This is a genomic window from Neobacillus sp. plas4, from assembly GCF_057221695.1.
Genome location: NZ_CM170152.1, coordinates 5634915 through 5657839, shown reverse-complemented (window position 1 = coordinate 5657839; position 22925 = coordinate 5634915). Strand labels below are relative to the sequence as shown.

The following is a 22925-nucleotide window of genomic DNA, read 5'->3' as shown; positions in this document are numbered from 1 at the left end:
TGTGACCCATGAATTACAAAAGCGTACCCTATACGATTTTTACCATTTTTAATTATACCTTTCTAGCTTTATTAGGAATTATATGTGTGCTACCCCTTATTCATATATTGGCTGTATCATTTAGTGGATCGGCACCCGCCAATGCGAATTTAGTCACATTTTTTCCGATTGAATTTACTTTGGATGCATGGGAAAAAACCTTAGGTAATGAGCGGTTTCTTCGTTCATTATGGAACGGTATTTTTCGGACGGTGCTGGGAACAGCAATCAGTTTATTTTGTATAACACTCGCTGCTTATGCACTATCGAAAGAAGACCATGAATTCAAGGGTAGAAAGTTATATGTCTATTTTTTTATCTTTATTATGCTCTTTCATGGAGGTCTAATACCATCCTATATTTTGATCCAAAAGCTAGGATTAATTAATACGATCTGGGCATTGGTATTACCAACCGCGATTAATGTGTTTAATATGATTTTGTTAATGAACTTCTTTCGCACAGGGGTACCGAAAACATTAGAAGAAGCTGCGATCATTGATGGTGCCAGTCATTTTAAAATTCTCTTTCAGATCTATCTTCCAATTTCCATGCCTGCGATTGCGACTGTAGGATTATTCACAATGGTGAGTCAATGGAATTCATGGTTTGATGGATTAATCTACATGACAGATGCGATGAAATTTCCTTTATCTACCTTTTTACAAACAGTTATCGTACAACAAGATTTATCACAAATGAATGTAGATCCAGAGGAATTAAAAAATTTATCAGAAAGAACGTCTAAATCTGCACAAATCTTCATTGGTGCTTTACCAATTCTACTGGTATATCCATTCTTACAAAAATACTTTGTAAAAGGGATTGTATTGGGATCGGTTAAAGAATAGGTTAAACAAGGAGGAGTAGTTGTTGAGACAGTCGATTGATTTAGAGCAAACCCGTTTTGAGTTTCCACCAGAGGGTGGTGAAATAGTGGTAGCAGGTACGCAGGAACTAGATTGGAGTAAGGCCAATTATTTAATATGTAAAATTGAAACGAAAAATGAATGGTTGGTTCCGCTCATCTTCCGATTTTATAAAGAGCAAGATAAGTATTTACAAGTAACAATGGGAACCATTCCTCAAACAGAGGTGATCCTGTCGTTCCCTCTATCAGCCCTAGATCGGCAGAAGGTCTTTTTACCTCGTACACCAGGGAAACTGAAAACGCTTATATCAGGTACCGGATTGAGTAAGGAAGAAATCAGTAGAATCACGATAGGCACAAGTAAATCTTTTCAGTCCCAGTTATTCGAAATTAAAGATCTCTATCTTGATGTAGAAGAGCCAGAATATCTATTACCAGATAAAGTAATGGTGGATTCTTTCGGACAATCGAAATGGAAAGACTGGCCTGGTAAAACAAATAGTGAAAGCGAGCTTGTGACATATTTAAATCAACAGGTAGGTGTGGAAAAGAAGTTTCCGTCTGAATGGAGTGCTTATGGAGGCTGGAAAAAGAAGCAGTTTGACTCAACTGGCTTTTTCCGAACGGAACATGATGGAAGTCGTTGGTGGCTGATCGATCCTGAAGGATATGCTTTTTGGAGTGTTGGTCTAGATTGCGTTCGACCAGAAATTCAAGGATTGTTAGAAGGACTTGAAAAGCTGTATGAATGGCTTTCTGAAACAGATGAATACAAGGATATGTATTATCAAGAAAAGGATCTACAATTTGTGGACTATTCAATTGCCAATCTCATTCGGGCTTTTGGGAATTCTTATCGGGAAAAATGGAATGTTATGACGGAAAACCGATTGATAGAGTGGAGAATTAATACAGTTGGAAACTGGTCTTCCGGAGATTTTATTAAAAACACAAAGCTTCCTTATGTTTGGCCGTTGAAGGACTTTCCAGGAACGAAAAAAAAGATCTTTAGAGATTTCCCTGATGCGTTTAGTGAGGAATATGTGGCAGAGGCAAAAAAATATGCAAAGCAGCTTGAGGAATTTAAAGATGACCCATATATGATTGGCTACTTCTTAACAAATGAGCCTCTTTGGGCTTTTGCTGAAAATGTGAATCTAGCAGAAGAGTTACTAGAGAAAAATGAGATTCTTTCATCAAAATTTGTTTTCATTGATCGGATGAGAAAAAAATATAATGGAAATATCGAGCGATTTAACCAAGCTTGGAATGTGTCATTCAATGATTTTAAGGAGTTGCTAGCACCATTAAAAAAATCATCGACCCTATCACAGCAAGTAAAAGACGATTTAGAAGCATTCACTCGAGAATTAATATACAAATATACAGAAGTTGTCTGTCAAGCGGTTAAAGAAATAGATTGCTGTCATTTAAATTTAGGTATGAGGTATGCATGGATTTCTTCTGAATTCATCTTTGAAGGGAGTAGCTTGTTTGATGTTTTTACATTGAATAACTATTCAATGGTACCGAATAAAGAAGATATCATGGAAATTAGTGAGAAATCGGGATTACCCGTTTTAATTGGAGAATTCCATTTTGGATCCGTTGATGCAGGTCTTCCTGCTACAGGACTGAAGGGAGTGGCAAGCCAGGAGGACCGTGCAAAAGCCTATCGGTACTATATAGAAAATGCCGCTACTATACCCAGCTTAATCGGGGCTCACTATTTTACTTTGTATGACCAAAGTGTATTAGGAAGATTTGACGGTGAAAACTTCCAAATCGGTTTACTAGACGTGTGTCACAAACCTTATGAAAATTTTACTAACGGAATTACCAAATCCCACGAAAGAATCTATTCCGTCGCGGCAGGCACACAACAACCATACACACAAAATGCAAAAGAAATTCCCCGAATCGGCTTTTAGGGATACAGGGATAGGGACAGGGGATAGTCCCAAACCCCATCAGTTTGCTTGCAGATTACACCTTTGCTGGACTTAATTTCAAAGGAATGTACTTCATTTTCAAGCAATATTGCTGGGATTGATGGCACCACCTCAATCAATTATTATTCCTCAATTAAATATCACGGGAAGCATACCTTTGTTTGATGGCAATGATATCTTGGTAACAGAGGATCGGGGTGGTTAGATACTAATTTAGGATAGTAAAGGTGTGTTAAGGATGGTAGATAAAAGAAAATCTCAAAGGCCTAACGTTATTGTTATTATGAGCGATGATCATGGCCATTGGGCGCTAGGTTCGGCTGGAAACACTGAAATTCATACACCAAATCTTGATTCTTTATCCAAAGCAGGTATTCGTTTTGAAAATTTCTTCTGTGCTTCTCCTGTCTGTTCACCTGCAAGGGCTTCGTTTTTAACAGGACGAATTCCATCTCAACATGGTGTTCATGATTGGATTCTTTCTGGGAATGTGGCGAAGCATGAATTAAATCCTGAAATTAAGAATGAACCTATATTTGCAGACGAAAACGAACGAATCGAATATTTACATGGCATTCAGGCATATACGGACATTTTATCAAAGTCTGGATACCAGTGTGGACTTAGTGGGAAATGGCATTTGGGAGACAGCTTAAATCCTCAAAAGGGATTCTCTCATTGGTTTACTATTGCAAGGGGAGGCTGTAATTATTATGAATCTGATATTGTAATAGATGGTGATATTAAGATTGAAACAGAATATATAACGGATGTAATTACAAAAGATGCCCTTTCTTTTATTGATAAGCAGGCGAAAACTGAGGATCCATTTTATTTAAGCGTTCATTATACAGCTCCTCATTCTCCTTGGGAATATGGACAGCATCCAAAAGAAATGATTGATCTGTATAAGGATTGTCCGTTTGAGTCGGTGCCAGAAGAACCAAACCATCCCTGGCAAATTGACAGTGCACCACGTGGAGAAGGGGAGAAAAGAAAGGAACTTTTACAAGGTTATTATGCAGCCATTACTGCTATGGACAGAGGTATTGGAGAAATTTTAAATAAGTTAAAGGAGATAAATCTATTAGAAGATACACTCATTTTCTTTACGAGTGATAATGGAATGAATATGGGACATCATGGCATTTGGGGAAAAGGAAATGGTACTTTTCCACAAAATATGTTCGATACGTCAGTAAAAGTACCGACAATTGTTTCGAGACCAGGTCATATTCCAGCAGGAGTTGTAAATATGGATCTGTTAAGTCATTATGATTTCATGCCAACACTTCTAGATTATTTAGGATTGAAAGATGAGTATGCCGCGGAGCGTCCCGGTAAGAGTTTTGCGCCGCTTCTGCGCGGTGAATCACTTAACAATCCTGATGATGTGGTCATTTATGATGAATACGGGGCTGTTCGAATGATTCGTACACAGAAATGGAAATATATTCACCGTTATCCATATGGGCCTCATGAACTGTATCACTTAGTCGAAGATCCAGAAGAAAGACACAACCTTGTTAATATGGAAAGTACGTTAGTCATTCGTGAATCACTCAAAAGCAAGCTTGATGATTGGTTTGTCCTATATGCGAATCCCCATAAAGATGGCGTGAGAGAATGTGTCACTGGGTATGGTCAATTGGGGTTAGCGGGTACGTTTGCAAAGGGAAGGAATAATTATAAACAGAGAAGAAACAGGAATGATTATTGAAATAGGGAAATGGGTGAAAGCAACGGCATGCCTCCAAAATAAGGCATGGTAGGATGCAGAATTACCAGCGATACCCATCTCTATCAATCTCTCGGCGCATCGTTTCTTACAAAAAGACTTACTCTTAAATATAAGAGAGATATTAGAAAAAACGAAACTTGATCCAAAGTATCTTCAAGTAGAAATAGTGGAAACATCTCTTCTAGAAACCGAGAAAGTAGTTTTTTCAATTTTAGACGAATTAAGGGAGATAGGAATCAAAATTCTTATGGATGACTTTGGTACAGGTTATTCATCACTATCTTCCCTTAAACGATTTAAAAAGAGAATCGATACTTTAAAGATTGATCAGTCCTTTATTAACGCGTTGAGTCGAACAGACGCAGAGGGCTCTAATTTTATTACAAAGACCATTATCCAATTAGCACACCATCTAGAAATGTTAAAAGAGTATAATTGCAACAATATTCAAGGCTATTTATTTTCCAAGCCTCTCCCAGCTGATGGGTTTGCTGTAGTCTTAGAGTATGGGAAGATGGAACCTTCTAAGATCCTCAATCCTCTGGAGACGGTCTGAGGATGCTGAAAATATATCCCAAAATCGCCAAATGAAATATAAATATGCAGACTTAAGCCCATTCATTGTACGAGACTGAAAAAAGCAGCCTGAGGAACCATCATCAGGCTGCTTTTGCATTTTAACTGCTAGGTTCTGTTATTACTCGATTGTTATCTTTGAACAGTTTTTGCATAATGAATTTTAGCCTCGTCTTCGATTCACAACACCGTTAGGATTAAAAAAATATTAGCTTTCCATTGCCATCCTTTCTTTCAATTTTCTCTTTGCCCCTGATTTCCACTGTTTAACTGCAGATAGTGAGACCTTCTCCCTTTCCGCTATTTCCTTCGTCGATAGTTGGTCAATAGAGGTAGCAATGACCCACTTGGCTTCTTTCTCTGTAAGGCCTTCGCAATAGGTTTGAATGGTTTCTTTCTCAAGAGCCAGTGTTGAAGCCTGGTCCTCAATGGTTTCCCAGAAATCTTTCTCCGAGTGAATATACCGTTCGTTAAATTGGTTGTTCTTGGTCATTTGGGATAACATTTTTCCTTTCATATAGGTGTAAGCGTAATTGGAAAAGTTGCCTTTTCGTTCATCGAAAGACTGTGTCGCTTCCCAAAGCCCAATTAACCCCGTCTGATAGAATTCTTCTTGGTTTTTATAAATATGCAAGGAATTGATAATCTTATAAATCATCGGCTGATACTGTACAACAACTTCGTCAAAGCTCTCCACAGGTACGATCCTTCAGGCAGCGCGCTTCCGATTTATTCCTAGGTAGGTCTACCATAAATCATTCGCGGAAAACCTTCGAATCTAGGAAAATCGAATTTTACGCAAAAAAGTCGCTTAAACGTGGAAAATTTACTTCAAATTGGAACGAAGTGCTTCCTAGAGTGAATTGTTTTTTTAAAAGGATATGAGATAGCAGAAATTGAGGATTTTCTTCGACAAAAAATTTCCTGGAAAATGGGAAAAAACCCTTTTTTTAAAGGGTTACCAGCACTTTTAATCAAACGATTAGTTGGTATGTGGGCTTGTTTTTATTTGTAGGAATATGAATTTTAATTGTTTTTATTGTCAAATTTGAGGTTGATTTAAAACCATTACGCTTTTTTTACGACAATTAATATATAGGAAAACAGGTGAAATTCGTTAGTTAATAGGGCATAGGCAATATTTAATCAAATGATTGATTAGTTGAATGAGCACTAATCAATCATTTGATTAGAATTGCTTTACATGCTGTCACACCAATGTTTTATCTTCACTTGCGTTAAGGGTTTTGTCGAGAAGCTGATTTAGTAAAAAGTGCGGAAGGCTAAAAATGGAGGCAGAGAGGAATGTAGAAAGATAGGTTTTTGTACAGACGAGCAAACTTTTGAAATGTCTGAACTAAAATATCTTCTTTTTGGGAACCGTTAGGCCAAGGGTTGATTAAACCCTTGGCCTATTGATGAGCCTATGTATGAGAAACAATAAATTCTGCATTCGCTTCTAGTTCAAATTCTCCAAATCCAACTGGAAGAATGAAATGTGTCCCTTTCTTCAACGGGTAATGCTCTCCTCTATGAATAAGCGATCCTTCACCATTCACCACACTTACAAGCAAATAATGCTGATCTGCAGAGAATGTTGCTTTACCATGAATATCCCATTTGTAGACAGAGAAAAATTCAGATTCTAAAAACGTTGTCAAGGTAGCATTATCTTGTTTTTCCACCTTTGGGGTAACACCTGTTTCTTGGTGCGGAACCGTGGAAACATCAATGGCTTTTTCTAGGTGCAGCTCACGCAAATTCCCAGCAGCATCCCGGCGGTCATAGTCATACACCCGATAGGTCGTATCAGAGCTCTGCTGTGTTTCTAACACTAGGGTACCTTCACATAAAGCATGAATGGTTCCACTCGGGACATAAAAAAAGTCACCTGGCTTAATTTTCACCCGGCGCAGCAGCTCGTTCCACTTGCATTCTTTCATTTGTTGAATTAATTCCTCTTTTGTTGTTGCCGTATGGCCAAAAATCATGTCGGCTCCTTCTTTACAATCAAGGATGTACCAACATTCTGTTTTTCCTAATTCGCCATTTTCATGGATCTTCGCATACGCATCTTCAGGATGAACCTGAACAGATAAATCTGCGTTGGCATCGAGGATTTTGGTTAATAGCGGGAAAACTTCTTCTTTGGGATTGCCGAATAACTCGGGTTGCTTTTTCCATAGTTCATCTAAAGACATTCCGGCATATGGGCCATTTTCGATGATGGAAGGACCGTTGGGATGAGCTGAAATTGCCCAGCATTCGCCGGTTTCGTCTGATGGAATATCATAACCAAACTGAGTTGCTAGGGCTGTTCCGCCCCAAATTCGTTCTTGAAAAACAGGTTTTAAAAATATTGGCTGCAAAATGAAGACCTCCACTGAATTGGTTGTAATTTTGATGTGCTTGCTTGACGTTGCACCTGTAAAATTGGGATCAAACTTTTATTCCATGCTATCTACATCTGTTATCTTAATTGCTAAAAAAGTAGTACTTATTTAACTATGTACGTTGGTTTTTTTACATATAGTATGTAAGAATCCATCACTTTTGTCAGTTAATATCCAGTTTTAGCTATCACATATATCTGATTATCGAATTTACAATAGAGAATTGTAGTAGATTACTAGAATTTTTGTTATTCAGCAATAATGAATTGTACAAGATTCTCCTTCAAAAGGTTCTGGTATTCCTGACTTGGCATTTTATCTGTTATTAAGTAATGAATGTTGTTTAATTCACAATAGGTTGTTAAACCATATTGACCAAATTTAGTATGATCAACCAATAAGAAGATTGTTTTACTCCTCTTTACAATTTTCTTCTTTAATTCTGTTTCGAGAAGAGAAGCATTTGTAACACCGTTGGTAGGTGTCAGACCTGTTGAAGCCATAAATGCCTTGTTGATATTGTAGGTGTTTAACATTTCTAGATTATAGTTTATGCCAAACGATTTGGTTTTTCTTTCAAGGACACCACCAATCGTTATGATGGTTATATTTTCAAATGGAATGGAACCAACAATTATATCAATATTATTTGTTAGGATGGTGATCTTCTTTTCTTTTAGATGGTTAAGCATTTCTATTGTTGTTGTACCTGAATCAATAAAAATGATATCTCCATCCTCGACAAAATCGGCTGCAGCTCTGCCTAGGATTTTTTTTTCGTGATGATTCCGTATTTCTCGTTCATGAAAGTGTTCAAGTTTCTTTTGATTGACAGCAATCCCGCCATAGACTTTTTTAAAAGCTCCAGTATTTAGTAACTCCTGAAGATCCCGTCTTATCGTATTTTTTGATACGTTAAATTCTTTGACAAGTTCATCCAGGGAGGCAGATTGCTGTTTTACTACATATTCCTTTATTTGTATTAGCCTTTTTTCCTTTATCATATTATTCCCCTTAATCATAGAAACAGTCTATTTTTAATATTACCATAAGTTATCCAAAAGTTTACCATCATTTAATCAAATAATCTTGACCAATCAATTTTTGATCATTAGAATGTAATCATAAATTACCAAAAATTAACCAAAATACCTTATTAAGGTCAAGAAAGGTTAGATACCAATGGCTATAACCGTAAAGAATTTAGTACCAATGGGCGAAATGCTTTCAAGGGCAAAAGAAAGAAAATATGCTGTTGGTCATTTTAACGTAAATAGTTATCAGTGGGCTGAGGCGATTTTGGCAGCTGCGGAAGAAGAACAATCCCCCGTTATTGTTGCATCTTCAGATAGACTGATTGATTATTTAGGGGGCTTTAAGACAATTGCCACCATGATTACTAGAATAATAGAGCATAAGGGCATTACCGTACCCGTTGCACTTCATTTGGATCATGGTCAAAGTGTGGAGCGTTGCAAGGAAGCAATCGATGCAGGTTATACTTCTGTTATGTTTGATGGTTCCCATCTTCCTATTGATGAAAATATACGGTTGACGAAAGAAGTAAAAAATTATGCCCTTCGATATGGAGTTTCAGTAGAAGCGGAGATTGGAAGTGTTGGCGGGAATGAAGATGGCTTGATTGGCGGCATTATCTATGCTAATCCGGAGGAATGTCTACGAATCGTGAGGGAAGCAAATATTGATGCCCTTGCAGCTGCATTAGGATCTGTTCATGGCCCTTATCAAGGCGAGCCTAAACTTGGTTTTAAGGAAATGAAGCAAATCTCGGATTTAACAGATATTCCACTCGTTTTACATGGCGGTTCCGGGATTCCTAGCTATCAACTAAAAAAAGCCATCGAGCTTGGGCATGCTAAGATTAATGTGAATACGGAGTGTTTACAAGCTTGGACAAAAGCTGTTCGCCAAGTGCTGGAAAATGACCTACAGCTATACGATGCAAGGGCCATCCTGACTCCGGGAATGGAAGCGGTGAAAGAGACAGTAAAGGCTAAAATAAGAGAATTTGGCTCTAGTGGTAAGGCTTAGAAAATGGGGGGAGAGGTATGTTTTTAGCAGAAAGTAAATTTGCAGAGCGAATTGAAGAATTAGAAGGCTTCCGCTACCAAGATTGTACTGACATAGATTCATTCTATACATACGAAGATAGCGGGGAAATTGGTGCGTATCCGCCAGCTGAATATCCTGAGCAAAATGTTATGAGAATCGGCGATTATTGGAAGGGGCGTGACCGCTATCTATGGCTTCGTGCCAATGTTGTTTCCCACCTGGCTCACAGTGGACGCAAAGTGGTTGGACTGTTTTCGTTTGGTAAAACGGGCGGCGGTAATAATTCCGGATTTGAATCGCTGCTGTTTGTAAACGGCAAACCGTATCAGGGTGTCGACTCTAATCATGAAGAGGTTCTTTTTGACGAAGCGACTGGAAAAGGGCCGCTCCGCTTAGACTTTCGGCTTTGGTCCGGAATGAGCGGCGGTGGTGTTCCAGTCGAAAATGAATTCAAACTAAAAACGGCCCAAATCGGCTGGCTGGATACGCGTGTCGATAATCTATACTACACACTTTTGGCTGCCTACGAAGTGTTAAAGGAGACGTCAGAAGAGGATAGTGCCTACAGCTTGTTGAAAAAGATGACCAATGATGCGCTCATGCTTATTAACTGGACAGAGCCGGGAAGTGAAGAATTTTATCAATCCTGTTATGCTGCTGAGGAGAATCTGACTGCGGCGATTCATTCCTATGATCGTTCTTCCGATATTACTGTCCATACGGTCGGTCATACCCATATTGATGTTGCCTGGCTTTGGCGGTTGAAAAATACGAGAGAGAAATCGGCTCGTTCATTCTCGACTGTGCTGCATTTAATGAAGCAATTCCCTGAATACATGTTTCTGCAAACGCAGCCACAGCTCTATGATTATATCAAAACCGATTATCCAGAAATATACGAACAAATGAAGGAACGAATTGTCGAAGGAAAATGGGAAGCAGGCGGAGCGATGTGGCTCGAAGCAGACTGTAATATTCCAAGCGGTGAGTCGTTGGTGCGCCAGATCCTTCATGGAAAAGCCTTTTTCAAGGAAGAGTTTGGTGTTGATTGCCATTATCTGTGGCTTCCAGATGTGTTCGGTTACAGTTGGGCGCTGCCGCAGATTTTGAAAAAATCAGGAATCAAGACAATGATGACCACGAAAATCAGCTGGAATCAATATAACCGGATGCCGCATGACACCTTTTACTGGAAGGGCATTGATGGTTCAGAGATTTTAACACATTTCATTACCACCCCGGAACCATGGAATTCACCGGACTCTTGGTTTTATACATACAACGGCTATATAACCGCGAAAACGGTGAAAGGGATTTGGAAAAGCTACCGCGATAAAGAATTATCGAAAGATCTGCTGCTTTCCTATGGCTATGGTGACGGCGGAGGCGGTGTCAATCGCCACATGCTTGAAATGCGGCGCAGATTTGATACTCTGCCAGGGATGCCGAATGTTAAAACATCAACAGCCGGTGCGTTCTTTGACAAGCTGCATCAAAATGTTGCGGAATCAAACAGCTATATTCATAAATGGGATGGGGAACTGTATCTGGAATACCACCGCGGTACCTATACAAGTCAGGCATTTATGAAAAGGATGAACCGCAAATTAGAGCTATTGTATCGCAGAGCCGAATTCTTATCGTCCTGGTTGTCTGAAAATGGTGAATGGATGGGAAATGATGTGCTTAAGGATGGCTGGAAAATTATTTTGCGCAATCAATTCCATGATATTATTCCAGGTTCATCGATTCATGAAGTGTATGAGGACGCCCGCGAGGAGTACGGGGAAGCATTTGAGTTAGTTAACAAGCTGGAATCAAAGGTTATTCAGCGCGGTGTGGAACCGGAGGACCATTCTGTCGTACTGTTTAACGCGACACAGCTTACAGGTAAGAGAAATGTTGTAATTCCGCAATTTACTGAAATTTCCGTTGGCGTTTGGAAAAATAACAGCGGTCAAATATTGACCTCTCAAAAATGCGCGGACGGGTGGCTCGTCGAAGTGGATAGGCTGCCAGCATTCGGTGCAGCAACCGTAACGTTTGAGCCGGTGGAAGCGGTGAAAGGTGCTTCGAATTTTAGCTTTCATGAACGTAGATTGGAAACGCAATTCTACACGGTGGAGTGGAATGAGTATGGCCAAATCACGAAGCTTTATGATAAAGAAGCAGAGCGTGATGTACTGGCATCAGGTATGAAAGCAAATACCCTGCAAATTTTTGAGGACCGGCCGCTTGCTCATGATGCGTGGGATATTGATATTTTTTATCAGGAAAAAATGGAGGAAATTTGCGATTTGAACAGCTTTGAAGTGGTGGAAAACGGGGAGCTTGCGTTTGCAATTGAGGCGAAGTGGACCTATCACCATTCTGAAATTTCGCAGCTGATGGTATTTTATCACAATCACCGCAGGATTGATTTTAAGACAAATGTGGAGTGGCATGAAAAACGTAAATTATTGAAAGCTGCCTTCCCTGTCGATGTACGAACAACCGAGGCAACCTATGATATTCAATACGGAAACGTGAAACGGCCAACCCATTGGAATACGAGCTGGGATCTGGCAAAGTTTGAAAGTGTTGGCCACCAGTGGGCAGATATATCTGAACCGGACTATGGGGTAAGTCTGCTCAATGATTGCAAATATGGCTATGACATTAAGGAAAATACTATGCGCCTGACCCTGCTAAAAGCAGCCACACATCCGGATCCAGAAGCTGATCAAGGCACACATAGTTTTGTGTATTCGCTATACCCTCATATCGGGGATTGGCGAAAGGCCAAGACAGTTGAAGCTGCATGGGATTTAAATGACCCTGTCTTCACGGCCGCAGGAAAGTGGACGAAGGAGGCCTCCTTCATAGAGAGTGATTGTGACCATATTTGGATTGATGCGGTGAAACCTGCACATGACGGTAACGGTTTTATCATCCGTGTCCATGAGTATGAGGGGAGGAGAGGTAAGGCTGCACTGAAGGTTCATAAGGGCATTGGGTCATGGGTAGAAACAAATTTAATCGAAGAACCGATTTCCCAAGATTCCAGTGGACCGATTGTGTTTGATGTGAAACCATATGAAATTAGGACGTTTCGAATTTTATTGGAATAAAAAGACTGGCTGGGGTTGAACCTGGCCGGTTATGTTAGGTCAATTGTACTTTCTGTCATTGACAACTATTTTTGCTCGTTTATAATAATTTAATATATTCTGTCATTTGATAGGAAAAAGGGCTTTGAGCAAACATTATCCATCAAGGAGAACAATTATGAATTGGTTTTGGGAGCAATTTAATGAAAAAGGGACATGGTTATTTCGAATGATGTGGCTGCAGCTGCTCTGGATGGCCTTTACCTTACTAGGAGCCGTCTTATTTGGGTTCTTTCCTGCCACGATTTCGCTTTTTTCTATCATTCGAAAATGGATCAGGGGCGATACCGAGATTGATATCTTTCGAACCTTTGCCGCTGCCTTCAAGGAAAGCTTTGTCCGATCAAATCTAATTGGTCTTCTGTTCATGGCAATCGGGCTGTTTTTAGCGGTAGACCTATACATTTCTCAAACCTACTTGGGGAATGCGATTGTCCATATCGGTATTCTTATCTGCACACTGCTGTACACGTTGACGGTTCTTTTCTTCTTTCCTACGTATGTTCACTATGAATTGAAAACGTTTACCTATGTGAATCAAGCCTTTCTGATGATTTTGGTCAGGCCGTTACAAAGCTTACTGATTTTGTGCAGTGCTCTCATTATGTTGATGATCGTATACGTTGTACCATTTCTAGGCATTCTTTTTGCTGGGCCGATGCTAGCTTTTCCGATTATGTGGCTAGGGAATAGAGTGTTTCAAAACTTAGAGCGAACAGCAGTCATAGAGGGAATGAGAGCCAGAGAACTGCAAAAAGAAGAGCTGGCGGTCACTCATAAATAAACAATAGAAAATCAAAGGAGTGATAACCAAATGTTAGGTGCAATCGAAGCTGGCGGGACAAAGTTTGTTTGTGCTGTCGGCGATGAACAAGGAAATATCATCAATCGAATTCAGTTTCCCACGACTGTGCCGGAAGAAACAATCCCAAAGGTAATCAACTTTTTCAACCAGTATCACCTAAAGGCAATGGGAATTGGCTCATTTGGGCCAGTCAATGTAAACCGTGAAAGTCCGACTTACGGGAATATTACATCCACGCCAAAACCAGGGTGGAGAGATTTCAACTTCCTTGAAACCATGAAGGAAGCATTTCCGTTACCAATCGGTTTTAACACAGATGTGAATGCAGCTGCCCTGGGGGAAGCAACACTCGGTGCGGCAAAGGGATTGGACAGCTGTCTCTATATTACAGTTGGGACAGGCATTGGTGCAGGCGCCGTTGTACATGGCAAGCTGCTTCAAGGGCTTTCACATCCGGAAATGGGACATATATTTGTCAGACGTCATGAACACGATGCCTATGCAGGAAAGTGTCCTTACCATCATGATTGCTTAGAAGGTCTTGCGGCAGGCCCGGCTATTGAAGGGCGCTGGGGCGAAAAAGGCATCCAATTGGTAGATCGCCCGGAGGTTTGGGAGTTAGAAGGCTATTATCTAGCTCAAGCACTCTATCACTATATTTTAATTCTTTCACCGAAAAAAATTATTCTTGGCGGCGGAGTCATGCACCAACAGCAGGTATTCAACTCCATTTATAAGTATTTGCCAGAGTTTGTGAACGGATATGTTTCCTTACCGGAACTATCTGACTATATTGTGTGTCCTGGCCTTGGCGATCTTGCCGGAATTACTGGATCCCTTTTGCTAGGAAAGCAGGCACTAGAAAAGGTCAGTCACGAATAAAATGTCCTGAGATAAATTTCCTTTCTATTTTTAAAAATAAAGATGGTACTATTAAGCTACTAAAGATGTTTTTTGAAGGGGTATAAAGATGAAAAAAGGACATATAGAACTTATTAAAAAGATAAACCGTGATCTTGTTCTTGAAACGATTCGCAGTGAACAGCCCATCAGCAGGGCGAAAATATCACGGAATCTTGGAATCAGCCGTTCCACCGTTTCATCGATTGTGGATGAATTAATTGAGAAAAAGTTTGTCGTTGAATTAGGGTATGGTGAATCCACAAAAGAGGGAGGCAGACGGGCGATTGAGTTAGGATTTAATCCAAGTTCCAGCTTTGGTATTGGGGTGGAAATCTCGAGTACCAAGCTTTACATTTGTATCGCTGATTTGGATGGGAATGTGATTTATAAAACAACATTCTTACCGACCAATCAACTCCATGTCATTCGTGATTCGATTTCCAAATGTATCGATTTATCGCCGGTTTCAGTGGAGCAGATTATCTCCATCGGCTTTTGTATTCCCGGCACCACGGATAGTGAGCGCGGCATTGTTGATTCCCCGGAATTGCAGTGGGGTGCTGTCGAGTTTATTCCGTATATGAAAGAGTATTTCCCTATGCCAATGTTTATTAACAATAACGTGAACTGTATGGCGCTGGGTGAAAAGCTGCTTGGCAATGCTATAAATACCGATGATTTCGTCTATATCTTTATCGAAAAAGGGATTGGCAGTGCCATCATGGCCAATGGCGAACTCATTCAAGGGAAAAATTACATGGCTGGTGAAATAGGTTATTTTGCCTTCGAAACAGATACGGCTCATAAAGAGATTAATCGATTAGGTAATTTTGGCACCTTTGACAAAAGGGCTTCCTTGCTGGCGTTTGAACAGGATGCGGTGAACTTCTATGAACTGATTAAAAAATATCCTGAATTGGCAGCAGAAGAGCGCCAATTAGTAGACAATTTTGTCCGCACTTTTTCTCTGGGACTCGCGAATATGATTAGTTTGTTGAATCCGGAAAAAGTCATTATTGGCGGTAAAATGGGGGAAGAACTCTCTTCCATTCTACCAATCATTTCTGAACAGGTGGTAAAAATCACCCCACTTCCATGTGCAATTGAAATATCGACAGCAAGTGAGGATATTGGAACATTAGGGATTATCTTATATTCTTTTGATAAAGTAAGAGATTTGGTATAGGGCCGTTTTTTTATCCTATGTTAGTTTTGAGAGAAAACAAACTAACTGACTACAATAAAGATGGGGTGTAAAAATGGGAGTAAATCACGAGTTTCAGACAAGACTGCTAAGTTCATTAACGAAGGTTTTTCCTGATAGTGAGTTGACAGACCAACCAATCACAACCGGTACAGCGCTATGGAATGAGACTTTTTCCTTCCAGGTTGCCTATAAATCTACTTGGCATGTAAAACAGATAAAAGTAAAGGTCACTTCCGCTTTCAATGAGAGGATGACCGTTCGAAGTGTCGGGTTAGTGCCCTCGGAGCTGCCGTGTGTTGAGGATCAAGATGATATCGTACTTCGCAAAACGCCCGGACTTTACCCTGATCCGCTCAACCCGTTGGAGGATGCAGAAGGGGTGACCGCTTTTCCGGGACAATGGCGTTCCATTTGGATAAGCGTGGATCTACAGAATGCGAAGCTTTCAGGAAGTTACCCGATTGACATTAGCTTTGAAATGGAAACTGGCGAAATCCTTGGCCGGGAAGTATTTACGTTAAAAGTTATTCCGGTGGAGCTTCCGGAGCAAACAACCTATCATACGGAATGGTTTCATGCCGATTGCTTGGCAACACATTACAATGTTGAGGTTTTCAGCGAAGCGCATTGGAGATTAATTGAGCAGTTTGTACATACTGCTGCTACTCACGGTGTGAATATGATTCTTACTCCGCTTTTTACCCCGCCTTTGGATACAGAGGTAGGCGGTGAACGACCAACCGTACAACTTGTGGATGTCGAGGTGGCGGGAGATAGCTATCACTTCTCGTTTAAAAAGCTGGAAAGATGGATTTATCTTTGCCGGGAACAAGGTATCAAGTACTTTGAATTCTCGCACTTGTTTACCCAGTGGGGGGCAAAGCATGCTCCAAAAATCATGGTGAATGACCAAGGTGAACTGAAACGAAGGTTTGGCTGGGAGACAGATGCCGGTGGTGAGGACTATGGACAGTTCTTGCACCAATTTTTGCCTGCATTAGTTGCCTTTATTAAGGAGCAACAGCTGGAAAACCATAGTTTTTTTCATATCTCCGATGAGCCGAATGGAGAGGATTTGCCTTGTTATCAGCGAGCAAGTGAAATTATGTATCAACATTTGGCGGAATTCCCGATTATGGATGCTTTATCAGATTATCGGTTTTATGAGAAAGGTTTTGTGAAGAACCCAATCCCTGGGAATGATCAAATCGGTCTATTTTTAGAGAAGGGAGTAGAAAATCTCTGGACTTATTACTGCAATGGCCAAAAGAACAAGGTCTCTAATCGCTTTTTTGCGATGCCGTCCTTCCGTACACGAATTCTTGGGCTTCAGTTATACAAGTTTAACGTAATCGGATTTCTTCACTGGGGTTATAATTTCTGGTACTCACAGTATTCGAAAAAGTCGGTTGACCCGTTTAAAAATACAGATGCCAACTATTCCTTCCCTTCAGGCGATGCCTTTCTCGTCTATCCGGGTGAGCATGGACCAATTGAATCGATTCGACTAGAGGTGATGCAGGAGGCCTTTCAAGACATAAGGGCGCTGCAGCTCTTAGAAAGCTATATTGGCAGACAACGAGTGATGGAGATTTTGGAGGAAGGTTTGGAGCAAGAACTAACCTTTGCTGACTATCCTCTTGAACTAGACTGGCACTTGCATAAAAGAGAACAAATTAATCGGGAAATTGAGCGATTTCGACAAATGTAAAGGGATACATGACGAAAAAATGGCAATTTATCAAATTATTAGAAAAGTAGTTGACGGGTAGTTTGGTAGGAAGTATACTCTTGGTAAGGTCAGTTAGTTTTGCCTTAAAACAAACTAACCTTACCAAAGGAAAATGGGGAGATTTCTTATGATACCAAATACCAGGGCTACAAATCGCCAAGAGTGTGGGAAGAAATATGGTGTTGGCGTTGACATTGGCGGAACCAAAATTTTAATTTGTATTGCCGATACCCATGGAGAGATTGTGTATAGGCAAAAGGTAGAAACGACGAGCGATTATTACAAGATTTACGAGTACATATATCAATCAATAAAAACTGCTAATCTATCACTAGAACAAATCAAATCGATTGGATTTGGTGTGCCGGGCATCACGGATAGTGTCATAGGGACGGTCATTGATGCGCCAGCATTTAAATGGAAGAATGAACCGTTTAAAGAGAAGATGCAGCAATATTTCAATTGTCCTGTTTTTGTCAATAACGATGTGAATTGTGCAGCCCAAGGAGAACGGTGGCTGGGAAGTGCAAAACATATCGAGGACTTTGTATTTATTTCGATTGGCACAGGTGTTGGCAGTGCGATTTTTTCAAATGGCGCCATGGTCCAAGGTGATCAATTTATGGCCGGGGAGATTGGCTACTTACTAGGAGACAGCGACCTTCCTCAGATTGAAAACAATATGTTTGGGGAATTTGGTGTATTTGAAAAAAAGACATCAGGTACGGCTCTTGCCAGCCATGGTGTGGATCCAAAGGTGCTGTTTCACAATTTTTCTGCAGGTGAGGCGGAGGCAGTCAAAATCGTGAACCAATTTATTACGGACCTTTCCATTGCCATTGCCAATGTTGTCAGCCTGCTGAATCCGAGAAAGGTGATTATCGGCGGCGGAGTTTCCAGTTCGATGTTACCGGTACTCGGGTTGATTCAGGAGAAAGTTGCCCAGTTCACTCCGATTCCTGCAGCGATTGAATTATCCGCTATGCAGGAAGAATCCGGTGCACTCGGTGCTCTAGCTTACGCATTCGAACAGGTTAAAGGAAAAGCGAAAACTGAACCAAGAGATTTGGTACGTATGAAGCCATTAAAAAAGGTCTTTCCATCGTAAACTCGTAAGCGTTTACAGGTGTTCCTGACAAATATAGATAAGGAGGATTCTATATGGAACAGACATCATTGGAAAAAACAACTTTAGGTAACTACTGTTTAACCGTTACACCCGAAGCACATCAGTCCCACGTGATTTTCAGAGTGGAGGTTCCTGCATTAACCGATGAAATCTGGATTCATTATTCCTATTCACCGACGGAAGAAAGGGCCGAAGATAAGCTTGACTCATTGTTTTCCAGGTATCAGCAGGATAATCAAATGTCAGCTTCAGACCGGATGCATATTGACTCCATTCGAAATCTGATTACAATATCAGCCAGCTCGAGTCAAGGGTATGAAGGCAGCAGCCACCGCTTTGAATCAACGGGGACCATTACCATAAACGGGACAAAGTCAACCCCGGGTATGCAGACTAGGGAAATTGGGTCAGGTTTTTGGGATATATCGTTTAACTTCCATGCGCTGGTCACGGAAAAAACGGAAATAACCTGCACCATCGAGGCTGTACATAAAAACGAAAGAATCACTTCACAGCCAATTGAAATCGCCGACATCAAAAAAGAACGCCTAGAACGGGAGCGGAAACTAGCAGTACCTGCACGTTATCAAAAGGTAGAGCTCCATTCACACACACAGCATAGTGATGCACGGCATACAACAGAAGAGCTAATCACCGAAGCCATCAAGATGAATATCGATTGGCTGGCCATCACTGACCATAATACGCTGAGTGTGTTTGATGAAATAGCACCGGAAGCCTACCCGATTCAATTCATCAAAGGTCTAGAGATGACGACGTTGCATGGTCATTTCTTAACATTGGGCTATCAAAATACGAGACCTGTGGATTGGACCACGATTGACCGCAGTAATATTAATGAAAAGCTAAAAGAAATGAAAGCGCAAGGCTTGGTGGTTGGAATCGCTCATCCTTTCGATGTTGGAAGTCCTTATTGTACAGGCTGCAGATGGCAATATGCCTTACAATCGCTTGAATATATCGATTTTATCGAAGTCTGGAACTCTGAGGATCCACACTATTCGCTATCAAATGCGGACGCGGTTGCCAAATGGACCCAGCTGCTAAATAGCGGAATTGAAATCCCGGCAACATGCGGACGGGACTGGCACCATTCAAATACCACGAAAAAACCTGCACTGTTGTTTGTAGAAGCCGTGGAGGATGCAGGAGAACAGGATATTTTGGAAGCGGTTAAGCAAGGCAGAAGTTATTTGTCACTGGCACCAGAAATTGCTTGGACGATTAATGGGCAATGGACAATCGGTGACCGTATACGTTTAGCAGATGTTAATGAAATCGCTATTAGGATTGCTCTCGTAAATGGGACTAGCGCAGCTGTGGTGAGAATTGAATCCAATCTGGGAGATTTATATGAGAGTCACCAGGCAGAAATTGATTTTCAACTAGAAAAGGCTAGAGTAGAAGATTTGCTCTGGCTTAGAGTATCCGCTTTTGACAGCGATTTTAATCGAATTTTACTAACTAATCCCATTTATTTTGAACAAAACTGGTGATTAGAAAGGAGGGCGTACCAATGGAAATTGCAACAGAAAAAGACCTCGGGTCCGGGACTGAAATCAATAACGGCAAAAAGAAAAAAAGGAACAAGGTTAAGCCAATGGGGCTGACTTGGAAGAATATCAAGAAGCATCGGGCCCAATACTTCATGCTGTTACCTTGTATAATCTTTTTTATCATTTTTTCATATTTACCGATGGCCGGTTTGGTACTGGCATTTAAGGAATTTCGCTTTGATACAGGAATGTTTGGCGGTGCTTGGGTAGGGCTTCAATATTTTGAGCGATTTTTCCAAGACCCGCAAAGCTGGAACTTTGTAAAAAACACACTGATTATCAGCGGGATGAAGTTACTCTTGGCGATGCCGTTTCCCATCATTTTGGCGCTGTTATTTAATGAAATCAAAAGTAACAAAATTAGGGGATTCTTTCAAAGTATTTCCTACTTGCCGCATTTTTTATCATGGGTTGTCGTCGTAGGGATCATCCAAGCTATTTTAGCACCAAATACAGGGTTACTAAATGAATTAATTAAGACTATGGGAGGTGATGGAAGCACATTTTTCCTGATGGATGAAAAGTATTTTCACTCAATTATGTTTTGGAGTTATGTGTGGAAGGATATTGGCTGGAGTTCGATTATTTACTTTGCGGCTATTGCCGGGATTGATCCCGCCCTTTACGAGGCGGCATCAATTGATGGTGCAGGTAGATTGAGGAAAATCTGGCATATTACGTTGACGGGAATAAGACCAACTATTTTAATCTTATTTATTCTATCGTTAGGTAATATTCTTTCTGCAGGGTTCGATCAAATTTATCTATTGAAAACACCAGGAAATGCAGAGGTTGCTGAGATTATTGATACATACGTGATCCGGACTGGGCTTCAAAGCGGTCAATTTGGGTATGCAACTGCCGTTGGGATGATGCAGGGAGTAATAGGGTTAATTGTTGTACTTGTAGTAAATCGATTTGCCAACAAGAAATTTAATACATCATTATGGTAAACCAATTATAGGGGGAAATTTAGATGAAAAGAGTTTCATATAAATTTTTAACATTGTTATTGATCAGTATTATGTTGCTTGCTGCTTGTACAGAAAAAAAGAGTTCTACAGAGAGCCGTGAAAAGCCAGAGGGTGCACCAGATACTTGGATTGCAGACAGAACGATTAAAGGTTTAGTGTTTATGAGTGATGGCGACGTTTCAGCTGGAATGAACCCAGAAATTGCTGAAGAATTGAAGAAAAGAACAGGGATTACCTTAGAATTACAAGGAATTACAGTCGAAGACTCAACAGAAGCGTTAACATCTGGTCTAGCTGCCGGGGATTTACCGGACTTTATTGCGTACTACTTAGATCACAGCGGACGCCCTGAAATGCAGATTCTATTAAAAGGTGCACGTGAAGGCATGTTCCATGATTTAACACCAATGTTGAAAGAGACAAAGATTTACAGCAAGTATTTTGAAGAAGGTTACTTGCCGGCAGATACAAAGAATAACGTTATGTTCCGTGAAGAATTTAAAGGAAGCAGCTATTTCGTTCATATGGCGATTCAGCGTAACCCGGGGGATGTAACACGAAAATACGTTGGTGGTCCGTATATCTTAAAGGATATTGTTGACCAATTAGGCATTAATCCTGCAGAAATTGATACGCATGAAGAATTACGTGATTTAGCTGAGAAAATTAAAGCAGCAAACCTTAAAGATGTGAACGGCAAGCCGATTACACCAATTGGTCCTACAATATGGGGCGGCGCTGACCGTGATTTTATTTTCAATGACCTTGTATGGACTGGTTCTAAGGGCGAGAAATTCCTTAAGGACAAAGATGGAAAAATCAAACATGAAGCACAAACCGATTATGGGTTGGAACGTGTTAACTTTATTCGAGGATTATTAACAGACGGTCTCCTTCATCCTGAGTTCTTTACAATGCCGGAAAATAAAGCGAAGGAAGGCGTAGTCAATAAGTCATTTGGAATCGTTGCTGACATGCATAACTATCTTCCAGAAAACCTTGATATGAAATATATTCCGCTTGGACCAATCGATACGGCACAGGGCGATTACCAAATGGAATTACCCTACAAATCAGGTTATGCCGGCTGGTCCATCCCGAAAACAACTGAGCATCCTGAAGACATTGTCAAACTTGCTGACTACTTAGCAAGCCGCGAAGGTAAGTTATTAAGCCAATATGGTCTTGAAGGAAGAGACTATACATTAGATGAAAAAGGCAACCCAATTGTGAAGAAAGAAGTATTAGAGTTAAAAGAAAATGACCCAGAAGCTGCTGCGAAACTAGGTTTCAGAGGTGTTCGTTCATACTGGGCTGAGCATCTTGGCTACACTGATGTCGATCCTCTTGCAGACTTTGGCGAGGTCGAATACGGTGCAAACGTTGCTGGTGCAGATACATCATCTGCTGATAAAATCATCGAAATGTGGAACTATGATGAAAAGCTTAAGAACGCGAAAGTGATCGATGGATCCTCACCAAAGTCGTTCATTTTCGAGTATGAAAATGGTGACAACTTAAATATTGCCTTAGATACGTACAATGAAAACTTATTACGTGCTTACTATAGTAAGTCTGAAGATGAAGCGAAGAAGATTCTAGAAGATTCAAAGAAGTTGCTTGAAAAGTCTGGGTTGGAAGACTATATCAAATTGATTGAGAAGAAAGAAAAAGAAGGCACAACGATTCGATTCTAAAAGTAATTAGAGGAATGCTTCCTTTCTGTTCAAAAACAAGGATTAATTTTTAAATTTGAGAATTGTCCAGCTGCAGCGCCTAGGGGCTCGGGTCATAAGCCAATCCG

17 protein-coding genes are annotated in these 22925 nt (G+C 40.5%); 14 read left to right on the top strand and 3 right to left on the bottom strand.

Going from position 1 to position 22925, the window contains the following annotated elements; genetic code table 11:
* The first annotated feature begins 8 nt into the window (after window positions 1–8).
* The 4 genes from AC2TFD_RS28200 to AC2TFD_RS28185 all read left to right on the top strand — a co-directional run bounded on the left by AC2TFD_RS28200 (window position 9) and on the right by AC2TFD_RS28185 (window position 5159).
* Window positions 9–890 (top strand): carbohydrate ABC transporter permease, encoded by an 882-nt coding sequence (locus tag AC2TFD_RS28200; RefSeq protein WP_484674459.1) that lies wholly within the window; start codon window positions 9–11, stop codon window positions 888–890.
* Between the two features lie 22 nt (window positions 891–912).
* On the top strand, window positions 913–2841 hold the full coding sequence (locus tag AC2TFD_RS28195) for a beta-galactosidase (RefSeq protein WP_484674458.1): 1929 nt from the start codon (window positions 913–915) through the stop codon (window positions 2839–2841).
* Window positions 2842–3100: 259 nt separating this feature from the next.
* Window positions 3101–4582 carry a sulfatase family protein gene (locus AC2TFD_RS28190; RefSeq protein ID WP_484674457.1) on the top strand — a complete coding sequence of 494 codons (1482 nt, stop codon included), beginning with the start codon at window positions 3101–3103 and terminating at the stop codon, window positions 4580–4582.
* Window positions 4583–4652: 70 nt separating this feature from the next.
* The gene (locus AC2TFD_RS28185; protein ID WP_484676377.1) at window positions 4653–5159 is read left to right on the top strand and encodes an EAL domain-containing protein; all 507 of its coding nucleotides are present in this window, start codon (window positions 4653–4655) and stop codon (window positions 5157–5159) included.
* Between the two features lie 228 nt (window positions 5160–5387).
* Here the strand turns inward: AC2TFD_RS28185 and AC2TFD_RS28180 are convergent, their stop codons facing one another.
* The 3 genes from AC2TFD_RS28180 to AC2TFD_RS28170 all read right to left on the bottom strand — a co-directional run bounded on the left by AC2TFD_RS28180 (window position 5388) and on the right by AC2TFD_RS28170 (window position 8576).
* On the bottom strand, window positions 5388–5876 hold the full coding sequence (locus AC2TFD_RS28180) for a sigma-70 family RNA polymerase sigma factor (protein WP_484674456.1): 489 nt from the start codon (window positions 5874–5876) through the stop codon (window positions 5388–5390).
* 727 nt (window positions 5877–6603) lie between these two features.
* Window positions 6604–7551, bottom strand: a complete 948-nt coding sequence (manA, locus tag AC2TFD_RS28175; RefSeq protein ID WP_484676376.1) for a mannose-6-phosphate isomerase, class I — start codon at window positions 7549–7551, stop codon at window positions 6604–6606.
* Between the two features lie 269 nt (window positions 7552–7820).
* Window positions 7821–8576 carry a DeoR/GlpR family DNA-binding transcription regulator gene (locus AC2TFD_RS28170; RefSeq protein WP_335511938.1) on the bottom strand — a complete coding sequence of 252 codons (756 nt, stop codon included), beginning with the start codon at window positions 8574–8576 and terminating at the stop codon, window positions 7821–7823.
* A 178-nt stretch (window positions 8577–8754) separates the two neighbouring features.
* On the opposite strand from AC2TFD_RS28170, the gene fba reads away from it, so the two are divergent.
* The 10 genes from fba (at window position 8755) to AC2TFD_RS28120 (ending at window position 22818) form a co-directional block, all read left to right on the top strand.
* Window positions 8755–9624: a class II fructose-1,6-bisphosphate aldolase gene (gene fba / locus AC2TFD_RS28165; protein WP_484674455.1), complete on the top strand. Its 870-nt coding sequence runs from the start codon at window positions 8755–8757 to the stop codon at window positions 9622–9624.
* Between the two features lie 17 nt (window positions 9625–9641).
* Window positions 9642–12755 (top strand): alpha-mannosidase, encoded by a 3114-nt coding sequence (locus tag AC2TFD_RS28160; protein WP_484674454.1) that lies wholly within the window; start codon window positions 9642–9644, stop codon window positions 12753–12755.
* 157 nt (window positions 12756–12912) lie between these two features.
* Window positions 12913–13578 carry a YesL family protein gene (locus AC2TFD_RS28155; protein ID WP_484674453.1) on the top strand — a complete coding sequence of 222 codons (666 nt, stop codon included), beginning with the start codon at window positions 12913–12915 and terminating at the stop codon, window positions 13576–13578.
* A 30-nt stretch (window positions 13579–13608) separates the two neighbouring features.
* Window positions 13609–14481 (top strand): ROK family protein, encoded by an 873-nt coding sequence (locus tag AC2TFD_RS28150; RefSeq protein WP_484674452.1) that lies wholly within the window; start codon window positions 13609–13611, stop codon window positions 14479–14481.
* A gap of 88 nt (window positions 14482–14569) precedes the next feature.
* On the top strand, window positions 14570–15688 hold the full coding sequence (locus AC2TFD_RS28145) for an ROK family transcriptional regulator (protein WP_484674451.1): 1119 nt from the start codon (window positions 14570–14572) through the stop codon (window positions 15686–15688).
* A gap of 73 nt (window positions 15689–15761) precedes the next feature.
* The gene (locus AC2TFD_RS28140) at window positions 15762–17420 is read left to right on the top strand and encodes a DUF4091 domain-containing protein (RefSeq protein WP_484674450.1); all 1659 of its coding nucleotides are present in this window, start codon (window positions 15762–15764) and stop codon (window positions 17418–17420) included.
* Between the two features lie 148 nt (window positions 17421–17568).
* Window positions 17569–18549: an ROK family protein gene (locus tag AC2TFD_RS28135; RefSeq protein ID WP_484674449.1), complete on the top strand. Its 981-nt coding sequence runs from the start codon at window positions 17569–17571 to the stop codon at window positions 18547–18549.
* A 53-nt stretch (window positions 18550–18602) separates the two neighbouring features.
* Complete coding sequence (locus AC2TFD_RS28130) at window positions 18603–20087, top strand: CehA/McbA family metallohydrolase (protein ID WP_484674448.1); 1485 nt, start codon at window positions 18603–18605, stop codon at window positions 20085–20087.
* A 62-nt stretch (window positions 20088–20149) separates the two neighbouring features.
* Window positions 20150–21100, top strand: coding sequence for an ABC transporter permease (locus AC2TFD_RS28125; RefSeq protein ID WP_420489038.1), 951 nt, complete (start codon window positions 20150–20152; stop codon window positions 21098–21100).
* A 23-nt stretch (window positions 21101–21123) separates the two neighbouring features.
* Complete coding sequence (locus AC2TFD_RS28120; protein ID WP_484674447.1) at window positions 21124–22818, top strand: extracellular solute-binding protein; 1695 nt, start codon at window positions 21124–21126, stop codon at window positions 22816–22818.
* The last annotated feature ends 107 nt before the right edge of the window (window positions 22819–22925 follow it).

What these genes read in the sequence shown, in the direction of transcription:
- AC2TFD_RS28200 (WP_484674459.1), top strand. Translation starts at nt 9, where the DNA reads ATGAATTACAAAAGCGTACCCTATACGATTTTTACCATTTTTAATTAT.
- AC2TFD_RS28190 (WP_484674457.1), top strand. Translation starts at nt 3,101, where the DNA reads ATGGTAGATAAAAGAAAATCTCAAAGGCCTAACGTTATTGTTATTATG.
- AC2TFD_RS28170 (WP_335511938.1), bottom strand. Translation starts at nt 8,576, where the DNA reads ATGATAAAGGAAAAAAGGCTAATACAAATAAAGGAATATGTAGTAAAA.
- fba (WP_484674455.1), top strand. Translation starts at nt 8,755, where the DNA reads ATGGCTATAACCGTAAAGAATTTAGTACCAATGGGCGAAATGCTTTCA.
- AC2TFD_RS28160 (WP_484674454.1), top strand. Translation starts at nt 9,642, where the DNA reads ATGTTTTTAGCAGAAAGTAAATTTGCAGAGCGAATTGAAGAATTAGAA.
- AC2TFD_RS28155 (WP_484674453.1), top strand. Translation starts at nt 12,913, where the DNA reads ATGAATTGGTTTTGGGAGCAATTTAATGAAAAAGGGACATGGTTATTT.
- AC2TFD_RS28150 (WP_484674452.1), top strand. Translation starts at nt 13,609, where the DNA reads ATGTTAGGTGCAATCGAAGCTGGCGGGACAAAGTTTGTTTGTGCTGTC.
- AC2TFD_RS28145 (WP_484674451.1), top strand. Translation starts at nt 14,570, where the DNA reads ATGAAAAAAGGACATATAGAACTTATTAAAAAGATAAACCGTGATCTT.
- AC2TFD_RS28140 (WP_484674450.1), top strand. Translation starts at nt 15,762, where the DNA reads ATGGGAGTAAATCACGAGTTTCAGACAAGACTGCTAAGTTCATTAACG.
- AC2TFD_RS28135 (WP_484674449.1), top strand. Translation starts at nt 17,569, where the DNA reads ATGATACCAAATACCAGGGCTACAAATCGCCAAGAGTGTGGGAAGAAA.
- AC2TFD_RS28130 (WP_484674448.1), top strand. Translation starts at nt 18,603, where the DNA reads ATGGAACAGACATCATTGGAAAAAACAACTTTAGGTAACTACTGTTTA.
- AC2TFD_RS28120 (WP_484674447.1), top strand. Translation starts at nt 21,124, where the DNA reads ATGAAAAGAGTTTCATATAAATTTTTAACATTGTTATTGATCAGTATT.